The sequence below is a fragment of the Clostridium sp. Marseille-Q7071 genome, assembly GCF_965112025.1.
Genome location: NZ_CBCOPR010000001.1, coordinates 2,478,253 through 2,497,626, shown reverse-complemented (window position 1 = coordinate 2,497,626; position 19,374 = coordinate 2,478,253). Strand labels below are relative to the sequence as shown.

Below are 19,374 nucleotides of genomic sequence, written 5' to 3'. Positions count from 1 at the left end.
TTCCTACTTACTAATTATTCTTCACTCATTACAATTATCTGTGAAATTTCTTCCATAGTTACTCTCTTTTTCATACTTAAATTTCTTATATTACTATAAGCTTCATCTTCTGTTATGCCATTTTGCCTCATTAATATGCCTTTGGCTTTTTCTATAATTTTTCTAGCTTGTAGTTTTTTCTCAACGCTTTTTATGTCATCTTTAATTTTTTTAAATTCTCTTGATTTTGATAAACAAACCTCTATATTAGGAATTAAAGATTTGTTATCTAAAGGTTTAACTAAGTAACCTATTACCCCTACCTCTTTTGCCTTTTCAATAAATGTTTTGTCACTATAAGCACTTAAAAGCACTATTCCACTGGCTAAGCCTTCTTGATTGATTATCTTAGATGCATTTAATCCATCTAATAAAGGCATTTTTATGTCCATAATTATTAGATCCGGTAAATGTTTTCTACACATTTCGATGGCATCAAAACCATCTGAAGCTTCAGCTACAACACTGTAACCTGCTTCTTCTAACATTTCCCTAATATCCATTCTTGTAATAGGTTCATCATCGGCTATTACAATTCTTTTAGTCATATTCTACACCTCTTTTGGAATTTTTAATAAGTTTTGTATAAATCTTATTTTAACACAAAAATCCTATTTCCATTCCAAATATTTTTTTAATTTTTCTAATCCATCATTATTTATTGAGCTTACCATGAATATTCCTTCTGCTCCTGCTTGTTTTAAGAACTCTTCTGCACGGTTTAAATCTTCTTTATTTTTGCATAAATCAGTTTTCGTACAAATTCCTATAACAGGTTTAGAAAAGATATTTCCAAAAGCCGGGGGGAAGATACTAAGTTCTCTGCTACAATCTTGTATCAATGCTATTACATCTGCATCCGATGAGGTTACAATCAGTGCATTATAATAAACTCTACTATCTATATATTCTCCAGGTGTATCAATAATATAATTATTAAAATCTACCGCCTGAGTTTTTTTATATTCTATTTTTTCGTTGTTTAACGCTTGTGTTAAAGTAGTCTTTCCAGATCCTGTTGTACCTATAAACATTATTTTTTTCACAAAACTTACCTCCTAAGATTTTGTGATTTTTGCTATGGAGAATGAAAGTACACTACTTAGCATATTACAAACTTCATTCAATGAAGCTTCTACGCTAGAAACATCTCCTGTTATTACTAATGAGCCACTAAATCTATCAACAAAACCGATTTCAACTCCTGCGGATTTAGTAGCCACATCTGCTGCAATTATAGCTGCTTCACTTGGAGTTATTGTTAAAATTCCAATTGCTTCGTTATATTCATCACTAAGTCCTAATTTTTTATAAACCGTTTTATTAGGATGAGCGATTAGGTGAGCTAGTGTAATCTGTTTTCCTGGTACATATTCTTGTATGACTCTTTGTTTTTCTTCCAAAGATCTCACTCCAATCTCAAAAGCATAAAAAGCCCCCTAAAAATACACTATTTGTACTTTTAAGAAGCTTCATTGCTTTAATTAATTTGTTGCACGCCATTGAACAACTTTAACTCAAAATCTTTATGTTTTAATTATATATGTTGTGAATTTAATTGTCAATTAATTTGTAAAAAATATAATAAACTTATTAATATTGATATATCTTACATTCCATTATATACTTTTTTAAATAGTTCTTTAAGTTCTTCAACCTTAGGTTCTCTCGGGTTAGTAGGTGTACATCCATCCTTTAAAGCTATCTCGGCCATATCAGTTAAGTTTTTATCAAATTCGCTACTTGAAATGTTTAAATCTTTAATTTTGTTAGGTATTCCTAAAGACTTAATTAGATTTTTTACTGCATTGATTAATGCCTTAACCCCTTCACGTACACTATTAGAGCTTGTAAGACCTAAGAATCTTGCTATTTCAGCATATCTTTCTGCTGCTTTTGTATATTCATTTCTACCTATAGATTTAATATCTGCATTATACTCTATTACATAAGGTAATACTAATGCATTAGCCTTACCATGTGGTATATGGAATCTACCACCAAGTATATGTGCCATACTATGATTAACTCCTAATGAAGAGTTAGTAAAGGCTATTCCTGCTATACAAGAAGCATTATGCATCTTTTCTCTTGCTTCTAAATCTGATCCATCTTTATAAGCTTTTGGTAAATATTTAAATACTAATTTTATTGCTTTTTCTGCTAGTGCATCAGTAAAATCTGAATTTTTTGTTGATACATAAGCCTCAATAGCATGAGTTAAAACATCTATACCTGTATCTGCTGTTATTGCTTGCGGAACAGATTTTACTAGTTCAGCATCTAATATCGCCATATCTGGTACCATATCCTCATCTACTAAAGGATATTTTACATTAAACTTTTTGTCTGTAATTACTGAAAATGCAGTAACTTCTGATCCTGTTCCACTTGTAGTAGGTATAGCTATAAATAATGGTTTTTTAACTTCTAATTCAGGGCTTATTCCTTTCTTAACTAATGCTCTAAAGTAACTTATCGCTTTAGAAGCATCAATAGCAGAACCTCCCCCCATAGCAATTAGAGCATCTGGATTAAATTTATCCATAGCTTTTATTCCCTTTGATACTACCTCAAGTGGTGGATCTGGGACTATTTCAGAAAAAATTTCATATGCAATTGAAGCTGCTTCTAAATGTTCAGTAACTCTGTTAATAAATCCTGAAGTAACCATAAAAGGATCTGTTACTATAAAAGCTCTCTTACAATTGATATTCCTTAGTTCTTTTAATTCACCAACTCCAAAATGAACCTTAGGACCCATATTAAAATTGCTCATTTTATCACTTCCTACTTTTTATTTTTGAATTGATAATTGACACTAGGATTTTTATTTATTAAAAAATATATCGTTTTCTATATCTTCAAATAAACTTTAAAATTTGTTTTAATCGTTAAGGAAACTTTAAATTTTTCCTTATCTGTAAACTATCTTTTGTCAATTGTCAATTAGTTGTTAACTAGATTATTCATATATGATATAGGACTTTGAAATAAAATAACTAAATTCATCCATGAGCAGTTATTTTTAATACTCCTAGCACATATATAACCAAAAAAGGCTCCTTAAGAAAATCTTAAGGAGCACCATTACTCTTTTTTATATTTACACGCCATTGTGCAAAATTTATTTACTTTTAACAATTCTGATTTTATTACTTTGTTCTAAAAATGTCAATATCCATATACTATATTATATCCCATAAAAGTATAATATATTTAATATATTGTCTCTATTTTAAAGAAATATTAAAATAAGTATTTTTATAACTAATTATGTTAATATATTTTACTTTAAGATATATTTAAATTATCCAAAACAAATATTTTTTATAAAAAATATAATTTATTAAGAGGTCGATATTATGATTGTTAATTTTGCTCATAGAGGAGCCAGTATGTATTATCCTGAAAATACAATGGTTGCCTTTGAAAAAGCTATAGAAATGGGCTGTACTGGAATAGAAACAGATGTTCAGATGACAAAAGATGGTGTACTTGTACTTATACATGATGAATATTTAGATAGAACTACTAATGGTATAGGGCTTGTAAAAAATTATACCTATAATGAACTTAGAAAACTTGATGCTGGAAGTTTTAAGGATAGAGCATTTTCTAAATGTAAAATTCCTTCTATAGAAGAGCTTATAGAATGTACAAAAAATAAAAACATTAAAATTAACTTTGAAATTAAAAACTCCATAATATTCTATAAGAATATAGAAGAAAAGCTCATTTTCCATATAATGAAAGAGAATATAGAGGATAAGGTAATTCTATCTAGTTTTAATCATGATTCAATGAATAAATGTAAAAAACTTAATAGCAATATTCACACTGGATTATTATTTGAGAAAAAAATTAAAGATGTAGATGAATATTTATATCCAATTAAGCCTAATGCTCTCCATCTGCCATATAAAGGCTTAAGGAAAGAGTTAATTGAAAAAGCTCATAAAAATAACTTAGCAATTAATATTTATACAGTAAATGATGTCAACTATATGAGAAAACTCATAGATATGAAAATAGATGGAATTATTACAAACTGTCCAGATTTATTAAAGGAAGTTTTGATTGAATACTAATTCTTCATAATTCTATAAAATTTATGTTTTAGAGTTTACTGTTTTGTTTCATATTAATATAAAATAATTTTACTTAAGTTGCTTATATGCTATATATCTAGAAAGTTTGAAAAAGGCTTCATAGAAGCCCTTTTCTTATTTTTCTATTATTCTTTTAGTTTTTTCATAAATTTCTTCTGGTTTTACATCTATTCTATTTACTTTAGTTTCTATAGCTGCTCTTGCCACATATTCAGCCACCTTAGGTGCTATTCTTAGATCAAATGGTTCTGGAATAACATAATCTTCATTTAACTCTTCATCAGTAATAATTTCAGCTATAGCTCTAGCTGCAGCTATTTTCATTTCGTCATTTATTTCTGAAGCTCTAACATCTAAAGCTCCTCTAAATATTCCTGGGAAAGCTAGTACATTGTTAACTTGGTTTGGAAAGTCTGATCTACCAGTACAAACAACCTTAGCTCCTGCTTCTTTTGCAATGTTAGGTAATATCTCTGGATTAGGATTTGCCATTGCCATAACTATAGCATCTTTATTCATAGATTTAACCATTTCACTAGTAACACAATTAGCTACAGATACCCCTAGAAATACATCTTTACCTTTTAAAACTTCTTCTAAAGTTCCTTGCTCTTTATCCTTATTAGATATTTTAGCCATCTCTTCTTTATATTTATTCATTTTTACCGTGCGGCCTTCGTATATAGCTCCTTGAGTATCGCAAAGTATTACATCTTTTACATTTAATCTTATAAGTAATTTTGCTATGGCTATTCCTGCTGCACCTGCACCATTAATAACTACTTTTATATCTTCCATTTTCTTATTAGCTAATTTTACTGCATTAAATAAACAAGCTAATGAAACTACTGCCGTACCATGTTGATCATCATGGAATATTGGAATATTGCATATTTTTTTAAGCTCTTCTTCTATTTCAAAGCATTCTGGAGCTTTTATGTCTTCTAGGTTAACTCCTCCAAATGAGCTTTCCATTAATTTAACAGTTTCTATTATCTTTTTGCTATCCTTTGTGTCAAGACATATAGGAAAAGCATCTACTCCTGCAAAAGCTTTGAATAATACTGATTTTCCTTCCATAACTGGTAGTCCTGCTGCTGCCCCTATATCTCCAAGACCTAATACCGCAGTACCATTAGTTACTACAGCTACCCAATTTCCTTTTGATGTATAATCATAAACCTTATCATAATCTTTGTTTATTTCCATACAAGGCTCTGCTACTCCTGGTGTATACGCTAGTGTCATATCTTCTTTATTATTTACCGGTACCTTACAGTGAAGTGCAATTTTGCCTTGAAAATCTTTATGAAACTTTAATGCTGTCTCTTTTAAGTTCATAGTAAATCCTCCATTATAAAAATAATTTCTAATTTTACTAGTTTACACTACTGTATAAACTAAATTATATCTATCTTTATAATATATATTATTGAATGCAAATACAACTTATAAGACAGAATTATATGTTAAATTTAATTCTAATTTCTTTTTTATAATATTTATCTAATTATTATAATTAGATGTTCAAAATCAAAAGTCTATAAATTAAAGTATCTTTTTTAATAAAATATGTTAATTACACTTTATAAACTCTTTGATTTGTATATAATTTCTCCTCTGAAAAATTATATACTTGGTCTAAAAATTTTACTTTAAAAGTTCCACTACCTTCAATTCCTTCTTTTACCTCTCTTTCAGCTAATTCACCACAAACTCCTAGTAATGTTACTGCTATTAGGGTTGATATTAAATGCTCTTTAGTTACAGAAACTAATGTTGCAATTACAGCTCCCATCATACATCCCATGGCAGTAACTTTACTCATAATGCTATGTCCATTTTCTACTATATAACATATATCTTTATAGCATATAATATCTATCTTTCCAGTTATGCATATTACTGAATTTAATTTATAGCTTAAAGCTTCAGCCAAAGCTTTTCCTTCTTTTATATAATCAATGCCCTCTTCATTTTCCTCACTATCTACCCCTTTAGAATTGGTTTTAAGTCCACATAAGGTTTTGATTTCTGAAAGATTTCCTTTAATTACAGAAAAGTTGATTTCCTTTAATAGTTTTTCAATAGAACTCTTTCTAAAATTAGATGCAGCTACCCCTACAGGATCTAATACTACAGGTATATTTAAACTATTAGCCTTTTTCCCTGCCAATATCATAGATTTTAGTGTATCTTTTGTTAACATACCTATATTTATAAGAAGTGCTGAAGATTGAGATACTATTTCTTCTACTTCTTCTGCATCTTCACTCATTATTGGAGAAGCTCCTAAGGCTAAAGTTATATTTGCGCAATCATTGCAACTTACATAGTTAGTTATCTGATGTATTAATGGCTTTTTATCTTTTATAAGCCCTAAAATAGTACCTCCCTTTTCAAGTACATCTTCTATATGTTTATACTCGCTCAAGCTTTATTCCCCCTTATTCTAAACAATTATTTGAAATTAACAATTATAAATCTTTAATTATTAATTGATATCCTTAAACTCTAAACTTACCCTACAATTATAGATACTTAACCTTATATAAAATTAAATAGTTTTCATAACTTTAGTTTTTTCAAATACCATAACTAAAAGATAAGCAATTACACTTCCTACTACTGTACTTACACCAAAAGGTATTATAAAGGCAAAGGCGCCTACTGATTTCCCCATAATTAATTTAGCTATAGGAAAGGACATCAATGATCCTAGTATCCCTGTTCCTATTACTTCTCCTATTACTGCCATGAAATTTTTCTTTGTTTTCTTATAAAAATAACCTGCTAAAGCTGCCCCTACCATACTGCCTGAAAAAGCAAGTAAGGTCCCTGTGCCCAAAATATTCCTAAGTAATGATATACAAAAGGCTATAGCTACTCCATTTACAGGTCCTAGCGCTATTGCAGATACAACATTTATAGCATGTTGTACAGGAAAACACTTTGCAACGCCCATAGGAATATAAATAGATGACCCTAATACGCCTATAGCAATAAACATAGCAGATAATACTATTTTTTTAGTTTTCATAAAGATTCCCCCTTTTAAATTTATTGTGCATAGCTAATGATGTAATTTAAGATAATTCTCAAATTTACTGAATATTTTAAAATAAAAAAGCACAAATCCAGTTTTGGATTTGTGCTTATGTTTACAGCATAAATATAGGATAAATTTAAGTATCCCAAACACACTTCCTACGCTGGTATTATCCAGTTCAGGTTAAGGGTCTAAAAGTACACACTTTTACTCTCAGCCAGTTTTACTAGCTCCCCTGTGTAAATATTTTCTTTATAGTTTAATATTAACATCTTGTTTCTGTATATTCAACTTATTTATTTAGTTTATAAAATCTAGCTTTTATAAATTAAATCTGTATTATACATCTTAGAGTAATTTATATAACTCTCTATCTTCACTTTCCATTCTTTTTTCTATTTTATCAAAAACCTCTTTTGTATTAATAATAAATTTATCTTTATTATTAATTATCTTACTCCTAGTATTGAACTGATTTTTATAATTATTAAATACGTTAAGTATATCTCCCATCTCATCAATATAACACTTAGCTATATTTTTAATTTTTTCATTTTCATTTTTTAATAAGTTTGGATATAGAAATTTATCTTCACTCTCTAAGTGAATTCTTAGCTTTCCTGATAATAAATTTATATTTTTTGCAATTTCACTGCATTCCACTTCTAAATCTTTATTTATAAGCTCCTTTATATTATAAATCATCTCTAAGATTTCAATATGTTGTCTAGTTAAATTATTAATATTAGCCATAAAAGTACCCCCAAAGTAAAATTCTTATTTTAACATAATTCTATTACTTTTAGGCAAATATTTCTGTAACATTTATTACACTTTGTAAATGTTATTAAATAAAGGAATTTATTAAAAATTATATGGCTTACAAATTATTTCTTTAATTTTTGTATCTAGTATAGCTGAACCATGTGCTGGAGTTAATATTATTGCCGTATCTGCACCTTTTCCTGAGCCACCTATAGAAATTATATCCTCTCCATATAGTATAGTACCTCCATCTAGTGCCATTATAGCTACTTCTACTGCCACTTTGACACCTTGTCCAAACATACGTAAACTATAAGCCATAACCTCTACAGGAGAAATTCCTCCAAATTTTGTTGAAAGAGCTCTTTCAGCACCAGATAATACGTGAGTACTTGTATATACCTTAAATCCACAGCTCTTTAATTCTTCCATTCTTTCCTCACTTATTTCTTGAATACCAGCTTCTCTAAAACCATTAACATGAGTAACAACTACTACATTTAATCCACTATCTTTTAAAAGTAAAGCAGTGTCTCCTGCATTGGAAGCTACAACTATATTTTTAATTCCTCTTTCCTTTGCAGTTTTAACTGCAAGCTCAATTGTTTTTATAGTATTCTCTCTTCCTGCTTTTTCAAAATACATAATCATTCTCCTTCTATTATTAAATATTTTAAATTCCTGTTATAAATAAGTTCCATAGTTTCTTCTAAAATCCTTTTATTCATTCACTGAAGCTATTTAAATACACTAAAATAAAAAATAAAATTCTTTAAATAATATTAAGTATTAATCTTTATAATTTTTAATATTTCTCCCTTTTCGTTTAATTTAACGCCGGTTAAAACTCCATCTTTATACCCCGCTCCTGTATCAATATTCAAAGAATTCTCTTCCTCATTATAAATAGGTTCGCTATTTTCGCAGGGAGTATGTCCAATTATTTGTAGCTTGTTTATATTTTTTACTTTCCCTCTGTTCCATAGAACCCCATGTGAGTCTGTTTCCTCAAAACAATTTAAAGCAATTTCAGATAATCCTGCATGACTTATAAATATATTCTCATTTTCCCAATATAAAGGTAAAGTTAAAAACCAATTTACATCTTCAATTGGATTTTTATTCTCACTTTTATATTGCTCTAAAGTTTCATATCCGCACTGCCTTAGCCAATTTTCATTAGGTTCATTTAAGAAATGATATATAATTTCAAATTCATGATTCCCTTTTAAAAATACCACATTACTAGGAAACTGTTTTTTTAATTCTCTACAATATTCCACAGTTCTAGGTGAAAAACTTCCCCTATCAATTAAATCTCCAACTTGAATAAGTAACTCATCCTTACTATTCCAATATTCTTCAATAAGTTTTTTAAGCTCTAAATAACATCCATGAACATCTCCTATAACAAATAAATTCATATTTCCTCCACATTAAATTAAAATCTTAATAATTTTAATTGTCTTTTTAAACATATGTTTATTTTATCATTTTTAATTGTAAACATGATATATTATCTTATATATAAAATTAAAGATACTCCTTATCTGTCTAAGAAATATCTTTAATTTACATAATAAAAATCCACTATTCTTAATTTTAAGGGTTTATACTATTTTTATAGAAAATTTATTTTCCATAGTATATTTTAAGTTTTCATATTGAATGCCTATACTTTAAATATGTACTTTAAAATATGATTAAATTTTATTTAGCCACATTATTTCTGCCTCTTTTTTTAGCTTCATACAAATTACGATCTGCTAAAGTAATTATTTCTTCACTAGTCAATTGCTCTTTAAACATAGTGAATATACCAAAGGATGCAAAGATTTCTATTTTCTTATCTTCAATTTGAATTATCTTTTCCTCAATTTTCACTCTCATTCTTTCTGCAATACTATAGGCAGAATTATTACTTGTATTATTAAGGCATATTAAAAATTCATCTCCACCGTATCTTGCAATCCAGTCTATATCGCCTCTAATACAACCTAATAAAATATTAGCAATTTCTTTTATTACAAAATCACCAACAATATGTCCAAAAGTATCGTTAATTTCCTTAAACTTATCAATATCTGCTATCAATACTGACAAAGGTTTTCCCTCAATAACACTTTTTATAATATCCGCTGGTAATCTTTCACTGATATATCTTCTGTTAAAGATATTAGTTAAGTCATCTTTAACAACCATATTATTCATATCAACTAAAGAGTTTTTTAAGCTACGTCCACTTTCATATTCTCCACTGCCTACCATCATAGTGTTTGTAACATCTTTAAATAACTCCAAAACAATTTTATGCTGCTGAATTTCTGTGGGTATAGCTGTAACCATAAAAAGCTTTTCAGCTGTATTTTCTAGTTTCATAAAGGTATCATTTTCTATATAAGCTCTCATTGCAATACAATTATCACAAATCTTCTGACTACTCCAATATTTATAGCAAACTTCGTTAGTTTCTTTAATACTACTTTCTTTATAATCCATTACATTTTTCTTTACAGGATCAATAATTCTTATACTGTCATATATAGTTTTAAAAAAATCTAACTTTTCCTTTAATAGTTCAATTGTTATAGGTTCTTTCATTAAAACTAAGCATCCCTTCTAAAATTAGTTTATGCTTCTTAAAATCTATAAATTTAACTTATGTAAGAATGTAACTACTTATTCATGGGGTTTGGGGTAAAGGATACTCGTGACTTTAGTCATGAGAGAAATTTACTCCAAGTTCACCTTCCTTTCCCATAATAAACTCTTTCTTATATCCAGTAATTCTATCTTCTTATAACTTGCATTTCTATGAATTATTTCTCCATCCAACTTTCTTAAATCAAAATATCCACTGCTTCTTCTTCCAAAAATAAAACATTCTTTTTCCTCATATTTAACTTTATCAAATAATCTAAATCCTTTTACTTCATATGGAGCTTGATTTAATTTCTTTTTACCACCTTTAAGTATGTTGGCTTTATGAATTTGTCTATTATGTTTTCTTACCTGTTTTATATAATAGCAATAATCTAAAGGCTTAGCTAAAGGATTCTCACTTATACATCTGGCATCAACTCTATGTTCTTTAGGTAGGTTATTCTTTATCCTTGTATTTTTAGTTATATATCCATAAGTTATTTTTACATTAGGATATATTTCTTTTAATCTATTATAAAAAGTCCATCTCATAATGCCCATAAATGTAGCATCTTTATAACTTTTCCCTCTTTTTAAATTAAGTTCTAATTTACCTTGATGGTATTTTTTATGACAAGTTTCACATAAACATATGAGATTATCTGGGCTATCTCCTCCTGTCTTCCTAGACTCTATATGATGTACATTTAATATATTATCTTTTGATTTTCCTTTACAATATTGGCATTGATGTCCATCTCTAAATAATACATACTCTCTAACATTCCAGAAACCTAATTGTTCACCCTGCTGATATTCTTTCCATTGTATATCTGGATTTTTAATCTTTTGAATATCAAACTGGGCAGTTTCAACAATTATCTTTGATATTGGAAACATTTTATATAACTTATTTATTATATTAAAATGAGTATTTACTTTATTTTCTATAGATGGAGCTAACCATCCTTTATTTTTACTTCTTAGTCTATTTTGAAATCTAGCTTTTCTGTATCTTAGTCTATTTCTTCTAGTTCTTCTATTTTGTCTTCTAGTTGATAATAAATTTACTATATCATTTCTTAATTCTAATTGTGCTGAAAATAATTCCTGTGTTTTAGTAGTTGCTGATAACCCTATCATTTTACTTCCACAATCAACACCTAAATTAATTTCTTGTTTATATCCACTTGAACCATATAATAATTGTATAGTAAATGGTTCTCTTTTAATTACTTTTGCTTTACCTTGCTTTAATAATCTTCTAGCCTTACTAGGGTTGCATGGCATTAATGGCTTTTCTTGATTATTTAATACGTATACTAACATGAAGTATACCTCCTTTCAGAGTTGTTATCCTTAGACAAGGTTATTATAACTTTGAGATTAAATCTCCAAACTAGGTTGACTTCTCCTACCCATCAGAGATGTTTACAGAGCCTATATAGAGCTTAGAACTAGGATAAATATTCTAAGGTATAATAATTATAATAACGTAGCAAATTAATACTTAGTCTAGTCAACAATGACTTTACAAGCCCGTCACTTCAGTGATGGGTTGTTGACTTAATCTTTTGTATTAATACAATATTTTATATTTGAGTTATAATCTATGGACTAATTTTAACATTTTATAAAAATTTTAGTCAACAAGCAATCTATATTAATTTTTATATAAAGTATGTATCTCTTATTGAATAGCTTAGTCTATATATTTATATAATGGACACTTAAAAATTACAATATTCTCCCTTTTCATGGAAGTCTAATTTTATTTTATAAAAAAATCCACCATTTTTAACGGTGGATTCTTATGTTAACTTATTAAATAATTGATTTCTTCTGAAAATGTTAACTCTTTAGGTCTCCAAATTCTCTTTAAACTTTCTAGTTCTTTATAAGGTAAATTTAATGCTTTAATAAATCTATAAAAGTCATTATCTAGCCATGGTGGTGTCCATCCCCCTGAACGACATACGTGAATTACATCGATATTATTTTTCTCATTAAACTTAGAAAAATCTAAGTAATCTATCTCATAATTATTATTTAATTCCTCAAAATCTTCTGGTTTTTCTAAAGTGTAGGGACTATAAAATATACTGGCTTTTTTAATAATATTATTTTTAAATAATTTTCCTAGCCAATTAGCACAGTTAAGTTCAAAACGTAAAGAAGCTAAACCACCATACCCCAAATCACTATGAGCATCAAATAAAAAAACTTCATCACAATCATAATATTTTGATATGTCATAAGAATACTTATGAGAGTCAGAAACAAAAACCTTTATATCCTCTGAAAAATTAAACTTATTTCTTATCTCATCCCAAAAACTCAAAGCATCTTTACTTACCTTTATTTCTTCCTCTAAATTAACTCCTTTTATACCTTCTTCTATATATCTTCTATACCAAGCGGAAAGAAGTCCTCTTTGGTTTTCAATATAGGAGCCACACCACTGAGGTATAATTTTTACAAAATAGTCCCAATCAACACTTAAAATAGCCCTATTCATAAAATCAACTCCTTTTTCTATACTAGTTATTAAAATAATGTATATAACTACTTTAATTCTAGCCTACCTATATATTCTTTACAAATCCTTACATCTTCTTCTTTATAGATTCTTCAATGATAAAAGGTCTTTCCCCAAGAATGGATAAACAAATCATACCTTATCTAATCTTATCCCTCTATTACTCCATTTTTCTCCATAGCTCATTAAATTTCATAAAAATATTCTTCATAAAAAATAACCTATCTAAGTAACTTTTTGCTTAGATAGGTTGAAATTATTTTTATAGTAATTTTAAATATTTCTTGTGTTAAGGTTCAACGAGTGGTAAAAGGCAAAGTTTAAACTCTGCAACAATATTTAAATACATCCTATGTTAAGGTTCAATTATATAGACCAAATAGATCAAAATAAATTATCTTGATTTAAATACATCTCATGTTAAGGTTCAACTACCATTCAATCGTTAATGCAACGATTTAGATATTAATTTAAATACATCTTATGTTATGGTTCAACTTTTCCAATGTTCCATTTTAAGAGCTATAAGCATATTTAAATACATCTCATGTTAAGGTTCAACTTCACCAATTGAGAATTGACTATTGACAATGGACAATTATTGATATTTCTCTCTTATAAGAGAAATTTTAAATCGATTTGTTTTAAAGACAACTAATTCATATTTAAATTGATAAAACCATCAAGCTCAAGTAAAAATTTTCCTAAAAATATTAAACATATCCTATGTTAAGATTCAATGAGAGTGAGCGACAATATGAGCCACGCCTTAATACAATTTAAATACATCTTATGTTAAGGTTCAACAAAGCAGTTGAAGAAGGTGTAATTTCCCTTGATGAATTTAAATACATCTTATGTTATGGTTCAATAAAGATGAATTTAAGCCTGTATTTGTAGAATAGGGGGATTTAAATACATCCTATGTTAAGGTTCAATCAACAAAGCAAGTTAAAAAGATAGTTCATTTTACATTTAAATACATCCTATGTTAAGGTTCAATCAACCTCATGCCAACAGCTGAGTAATATCCATATTCATTTAAATACATCTCATGTTAAGGTTCATTACAATATAAGGCAAAAGGATTGCTAGGTAATTACCTATTTAAATACATCTCATGTTAAGGTTCATTATTAAAGAATTAGCTTAATACAGAATACAAATAAAGATTTAAATACATCTCATGTTAAGGTTCATTTACTAGATTTGTATTAGTCCCTCTTAAAACTGTTTCATTTAAATACATCTCATGTTAAGGTTCATTATTTAAGCATTAAAAATGATGTGAAGTAAAGAGACTGATTTAAATACATCTCATGTTAAGGTTCATTAATGTTACTCTTGTAATGAATATAGAGTTTCAAACTAATTTAAATACATCTCATGTTAAGGTTCATTGTAGAATATAATCCCGATGTCCACTTAATTAAAGATTATTTAAATACATCTCATGTTAAGGTTCATTTATCTATCCTAGAACTACTTACATCTTTCCAAAATGGATTTAAATACATCTCATGTTAAGGTTCATTTAACTTATAGTCGTATCACTAGACGACATATCTTGTATTTAAATACATCTCATGTTAAGGTTCATTAAAACCACTCTTTTTCATTGCAGCTTTGACCTGCTTATTTAAATACATCTCATGTTAAGGTTCATTAGGGTGTCTTTTCTTTATTATTAGATCATCTAGTTCATTTAAATACATCTCATGTTAAGGTTCATTATTGAGTTTCATTTTTAAAAACTCCATGTAATAAATATTTAAATACATCTCATGTTAAGGTTCATTAATAAATTTTCTCATTCTGTAGTTGCACTCTTTAGATTTAAATACATCTCATGTTAAGGTTCATTTCTCCTTCTTCAAGCTTCAGCTTTATTTTAAAATTATTTAAATACATCTCATGTTAAGGTTCATTGTATGCAGTTATATTAAAGGACGATACACAAACTGTATTTAAATACATCTCATGTTAAGGTTCATTAGGCTTGCAAAATACATAAGATTAGTAACTAGCTATTTAAATACATCTCATGTTAAGGTTCATTTCTTTTCCTATTATGTCTGCATTATTTCTTTTATCATTTAAATACATCTCATGTTAAGGTTCATTGGAACATTGCAACATAGAGAATGTTTTTATTCTAGATATTTAAATACATCTCATGTTAAGGTTCATTTATTTTTTTCCCTCCTTTATTACTGCACAATATATTATTTAAATACATCTCATGTTAAGGTTCATTACAAAGAGCAAGGGAATTCTTAGCTACAGATCTAATATTTAAATACATCTCATGTTAAGGTTCATTTATAACGCTTTTAGAAGGAACCATGCATATTCAAAATTTAAATACATCTCATGTTAAGGTTCATTATTGTGATTTCACTTTGTAAAATTGCATTATATTTTATTTAAATACATCTCATGTTAAGGTTCATTTTCAAATGAGTTATTAATGAGCATGGCTCCAGAATTATTTAAATACATCTCATGTTAAGGTTCATTCGTTCTTCCACTGCCTTTTAGCTATCTCTATTTCTATTTAAATACATCTCATGTTAAGGTTCATTTAGAGCTATCAACTCCACAAAGTTTACTCATGGTATTTAAATACATCTCATGTTAAGGTTCATTTGGCAGCAACTATTACAAATAGTAACACTAACGTATTTAAATACATCTCATGTTAAGGTTCATTTAAAAAAAAGTACTTAATTGAAAATGAAGAACAATTATTTAAATACATCTCATGTTAAGGTTCATTAAATATCAAAAACTAATATCAAAGATAGCAAAAGAATTTAAATACATCTCATGTTAAGGTTCATTTTATGCAGAAGATAGTAACACTTAAAAAGAAAGGATTTAAATACATCTCATGTTAAGGTTCATTCACTGCAATTAAGCCATTCTCTATTTTCATTATACCCATTAATCCATTGAAAATAAAGGGTTTATTGAAAATTTTACCAACCGTTTTGTGTTTTTTGAAAAACAACAACAAAACTCCTCACAATCCCTGATATTTCAATGGATTGTGAGGAGTTTTATTTTGGATGTGGTTGGGAAAATTTTATATAGTTTAGGACATATTCTAAATTGTTGTTAATGTTGACCATGCCATGATATCCTCCATAATGTAAATTTATTAATATAACCTTAAAACAGAACCCAATAAAAAAGAGCAGATAGATTTATATAAAAATAAATCTATCTGCTCTTTTTTCATTTTTTACAGTGTCTATACCAGAACTTATGTAAAATTCAATTTATATCTTTTTAACAAATTCAGATTTTAATTTCATAGCTCCAAAGCCATCAATTTTACAGTCAATATCGTGATCTCCATCAACTAAACGTATGTTTTTTACCTTTGTACCTATTTTTATAACTGATGAGCTTCCTTTTACTTTAAGATCTTTGATTACTGTTACAGAATCACCATCATTTAATACATTTCCATTGGTATCTTTAATAACTTTTTTATCTTCAGTATTTTCCTTTTCTGGCTCTAAAGTCCACTCATGTGCACATTCTGGGCAAACAAAAAGACCTCTATCCTCATAAGTGTACTCTGAATTACATTTTGGACAATTTGGTAAATCTAGCATAATTTCATTTCTCCCATTTGTTATTATAAATTCTATTTTATGATTAGCTCACAAAAACTACTTATCTACTAAAATTACGAAATTTCTCTATAATATTTTGGAATTTTTTCTTTTGGATAGATAGGACCCTCATAAACTTGTAATAACATCAAATTTAAGCCTTAGAGAATCTTAACTTGGAAAATTATTAGAGTTTTTAAATCTAATTTATTTACGTAGTCATACCAATTTTCTAATTTGATATACTCACTTACTTAACTAAATTGATATGATGTAAAGCTTTATTTATTTAAATCATAGAAGAGAAATTTTATATTTATTATATGTATTAGTCTTTTACAGCTTAATCATTAAATAAGAATTATTTTTAGTTTCCTTTTTACAATTTTATAAGAATAGTAATACAACTTAAAAATTGCAAAAAAATATATAAGGAATCCCTTATATGCCTATATACTATCATAGTTTTTTCATATTTACAAACTTTCTTCAAATCTTACATATATTATTCTAGCAAATCTTCTTTTAGATTTAAATACATCCTATGTTATGGTTCAACGGCCATACTTATGTTTATTCATATTATTTTTTAATATTTAAATACATCCTATGTTATGGTTCAACATGATGCGGTCAAAAATATAGAAGCCGCAATACTATTTAAATACATCCTATGTTATGGTTCAAAAATTTCCTGTGGTGTTTTTGGGTCTTCAAAGTGCATTTAAATACATCCTATGTTATGGTTCAAATAAAGCCACTTTACAATATCTGCATTCTTTTCATATTTAAATACATCCTATGTTATGGTTCAAAATATTACAACGCCACTAGAGAAGATATCTAACTTCCTATTTAAATACATCCTATGTTATGGTTCAAATTGTTTTTCTAATGCTTCTTCTATTGCAATTGGTATTTAAATACATCCTATGTTATGGTTCAAAGTGTGTGTGTGTGTGTGTGTGTATTTAAATACATCCTATGTTATGGTTCAAACCTCCGTATGTTTGCAACTTGTTTACCTTAAACATTATTTAAATACATCCTATGTTATGGTTCAAAAAGAAGTAGAAGGGGCATACGAGAAAAAATATAAGGATTTAAATACATCCTATGTTATGGTTCAAACACTGCACTTAAGCCATTCTCTATTTTCATTATACCCTTTAAACTATTGAAAATAAAGGGTTTATTTAAAATTTTACCAACCGTTTTGTGTTTTTTTTAAAACAACAACAAAGCTCCTCATAAGCCTTGATATTTCAATGGATTATGAGGAATTCTGTTTACTTTGAGGTTGGTAAAATTATATTATGAGATCTTCCCCTGTGTTATTTTGTTGAACTCCTAGTATTTCTTCACCATATACTTTTTCGTTTAATAGCTTAATAATACATATAAAATCTTCTTCTTTATCTATTACTTTATTTAAGTCTTTCTTTAAAAGTATTAGATTTGATGGAGTTATTTCTCCTCTGAAAACTGATTTTTGGAAATGGGATAAATATTTTTTACATACTCTAAATACTCTTCCCACCCTTTTTTCATTAACATCGTAAAATAAAAATGCATAGTTATATTTTATTTTTTCTCCCATATTACATGTTCTCCTTTAGATTAAAAGGCTTGAACTCTTTTCCTTCTAATATAAATTTTATAAGCTTATAACAATCTAATTTTATAGCTGTTCTATATGAAATTTTCCTTTTTAATTTTGGATGCATAAATACAGTTTCCATTCTTTCCTCAAATGCTGTAATAAATATTTTTCTTCCTTCTTCATTTAATAAACAATAATTTACCTTTTTATCAAAATGCTTAGACACCTGTAGCTTTTTCCTATTTACCAGTTCAAAAATTGTTTTATATACTATAACAGGTTTAAACACTTCACTTATATCTAAACTAAGTGAGAATCTTCCTTCAGATGGCTCATGTAGAAAACTGATTCTTTGATCTAAGTGTGTATTATATATTGCTGCAATTGTCTTTCCATATAATAATGTATTACCAAAAGATATTAGTGCATTTATAGGATTGTCTGGAGGTCTTTTAACTCTTTTATTCAGTATAAAATCTTCTGGTAATATATATTTGAATTCCCCATAAAATCTTTGCCAAACTTCACCCTCAACCTGCATAAGTTGTTTTATGTCTTTAGCCTTATCTAAATTAGTTATAAATTCATCATTTATCCAATCTATAGTTTCTTTAACTTCTTTTTTATCATGTTTATAGTAATGATATAATACTTCTGATATATTCTGTCCTATTCCATTTACTATACCTTTAGCTATTTCTAATCTATTATTTCTATAAGCATCTACTTGTGAAACTAAAAGTCTTCCACTATTATATCTTTCTCTTGGATAAAACGTTCCGCTATATCCACCATGGTAATTAAAGAAATGTACAATTATATTATTTTGAGATAGAAAATCTAACAGTTTAGTATTTATACTTACTTCTGATAAGCAATAAATTTCCTTAGTATTTTCAATTGGAATATATACATTCTTTCCATCTTTTCTAAAACATAAGGAATTATCCTTTCTAGTTAATTCTCCCATAGAAGTTATATATCTTGTGCTCCCCATA

Annotated in this window: 17 protein-coding genes, 2 CRISPR repeat arrays and 1 riboswitch; of the genes, 1 reads left to right on the top strand and 16 read right to left on the bottom strand. The window is 27.6% G+C overall.

The window, feature by feature from the left end:
* Window positions 1–14: 14 nt before the first annotated feature.
* From ACWPW7_RS11715 to ACWPW7_RS11700, 4 genes are all read right to left on the bottom strand, one after another.
* Window positions 15–587: an ANTAR domain-containing response regulator gene (locus ACWPW7_RS11715; RefSeq protein WP_039632234.1), complete on the bottom strand. Its 573-nt coding sequence runs from the start codon at window positions 585–587 to the stop codon at window positions 15–17.
* Between the two features lie 63 nt (window positions 588–650).
* Window positions 651–1,085, bottom strand: a complete 435-nt coding sequence (locus ACWPW7_RS11710; protein ID WP_039632232.1) for a EutP/PduV family microcompartment system protein — start codon at window positions 1,083–1,085, stop codon at window positions 651–653.
* 12 nt (window positions 1,086–1,097) lie between these two features.
* Window positions 1,098–1,451: an ethanolamine utilization microcompartment protein EutS gene (gene eutS, locus ACWPW7_RS11705; RefSeq protein ID WP_202812755.1), complete on the bottom strand. Its 354-nt coding sequence runs from the start codon at window positions 1,449–1,451 to the stop codon at window positions 1,098–1,100.
* 197 nt (window positions 1,452–1,648) lie between these two features.
* Window positions 1,649–2,818, bottom strand: coding sequence for a 1-propanol dehydrogenase PduQ (locus ACWPW7_RS11700; protein ID WP_454053647.1), 1,170 nt, complete (start codon window positions 2,816–2,818; stop codon window positions 1,649–1,651).
* A gap of 586 nt (window positions 2,819–3,404) precedes the next feature.
* Between ACWPW7_RS11700 and ACWPW7_RS11695 the strand changes: the two genes are divergently transcribed.
* Entirely contained in the window at window positions 3,405–4,130 is a 726-nt protein-coding gene (locus ACWPW7_RS11695; protein WP_454053646.1) for a glycerophosphodiester phosphodiesterase, read from the top strand.
* Between the two features lie 135 nt (window positions 4,131–4,265).
* Here the strand turns inward: ACWPW7_RS11695 and ACWPW7_RS11690 are convergent, their stop codons facing one another.
* From ACWPW7_RS11690 to cas1b, 12 genes are all read right to left on the bottom strand, one after another.
* A complete protein-coding gene (locus ACWPW7_RS11690) occupies window positions 4,266–5,492 on the bottom strand; it encodes an NAD(P)-dependent malic enzyme (RefSeq protein ID WP_454053645.1) in 1,227 nt (408 codons plus the stop codon).
* Window positions 5,493–5,730: 238 nt separating this feature from the next.
* Window positions 5,731–6,585, bottom strand: coding sequence for a hydroxyethylthiazole kinase (thiM, locus tag ACWPW7_RS11685; RefSeq protein ID WP_454053644.1), 855 nt, complete (start codon window positions 6,583–6,585; stop codon window positions 5,731–5,733).
* 123 nt (window positions 6,586–6,708) lie between these two features.
* Window positions 6,709–7,191, bottom strand: coding sequence for an energy coupling factor transporter S component ThiW (gene thiW, locus ACWPW7_RS11680; RefSeq protein ID WP_454053643.1), 483 nt, complete (start codon window positions 7,189–7,191; stop codon window positions 6,709–6,711).
* Between the two features lie 147 nt (window positions 7,192–7,338).
* A riboswitch (TPP riboswitch) is annotated at window positions 7,339–7,447 on the bottom strand.
* A 101-nt stretch (window positions 7,448–7,548) separates the two neighbouring features.
* Window positions 7,549–7,953 (bottom strand): hemerythrin domain-containing protein, encoded by a 405-nt coding sequence (locus ACWPW7_RS11675; protein WP_454053642.1) that lies wholly within the window; start codon window positions 7,951–7,953, stop codon window positions 7,549–7,551.
* Window positions 7,954–8,064: 111 nt separating this feature from the next.
* Window positions 8,065–8,610, bottom strand: coding sequence for a pyruvate kinase alpha/beta domain-containing protein (locus ACWPW7_RS11670; protein WP_454053641.1), 546 nt, complete (start codon window positions 8,608–8,610; stop codon window positions 8,065–8,067).
* Between the two features lie 137 nt (window positions 8,611–8,747).
* Window positions 8,748–9,389: a metallophosphoesterase family protein gene (locus tag ACWPW7_RS11665; RefSeq protein ID WP_454053640.1), complete on the bottom strand. Its 642-nt coding sequence runs from the start codon at window positions 9,387–9,389 to the stop codon at window positions 8,748–8,750.
* A gap of 286 nt (window positions 9,390–9,675) precedes the next feature.
* Entirely contained in the window at window positions 9,676–10,566 is an 891-nt protein-coding gene (locus ACWPW7_RS11660) for a GGDEF domain-containing protein (RefSeq protein WP_454053639.1), read from the bottom strand.
* A 132-nt stretch (window positions 10,567–10,698) separates the two neighbouring features.
* Window positions 10,699–11,937 (bottom strand): RNA-guided endonuclease IscB, encoded by a 1,239-nt coding sequence (gene iscB, locus ACWPW7_RS11655; protein ID WP_454053638.1) that lies wholly within the window; start codon window positions 11,935–11,937, stop codon window positions 10,699–10,701.
* A gap of 487 nt (window positions 11,938–12,424) precedes the next feature.
* Window positions 12,425–13,126, bottom strand: a complete 702-nt coding sequence (locus ACWPW7_RS11650; protein WP_454053637.1) for an arginase — start codon at window positions 13,124–13,126, stop codon at window positions 12,425–12,427.
* Window positions 13,127–13,924: 798 nt separating this feature from the next.
* A CRISPR array of direct repeats spans window positions 13,925–16,055; the repeat unit is 30 nt; unit sequence ATTTAAATACATCTCATGTTAAGGTTCATT.
* 376 nt (window positions 16,056–16,431) lie between these two features.
* Window positions 16,432–16,773: a zinc ribbon domain-containing protein YjdM gene (locus tag ACWPW7_RS11645; RefSeq protein WP_454053636.1), complete on the bottom strand. Its 342-nt coding sequence runs from the start codon at window positions 16,771–16,773 to the stop codon at window positions 16,432–16,434.
* 528 nt (window positions 16,774–17,301) lie between these two features.
* A CRISPR array of direct repeats spans window positions 17,302–17,904; the repeat unit is 30 nt.
* A 178-nt stretch (window positions 17,905–18,082) separates the two neighbouring features.
* Window positions 18,083–18,373, bottom strand: a complete 291-nt coding sequence (cas2, locus tag ACWPW7_RS11640) for a CRISPR-associated endonuclease Cas2 (protein WP_454053635.1) — start codon at window positions 18,371–18,373, stop codon at window positions 18,083–18,085.
* Window position 18,374: 1 nt separating this feature from the next.
* Window positions 18,375–19,373, bottom strand: coding sequence for a type I-B CRISPR-associated endonuclease Cas1b (gene cas1b / locus ACWPW7_RS11635; protein ID WP_454053634.1), 999 nt, complete (start codon window positions 19,371–19,373; stop codon window positions 18,375–18,377).
* Window position 19,374 lies beyond the last annotated feature (1 nt).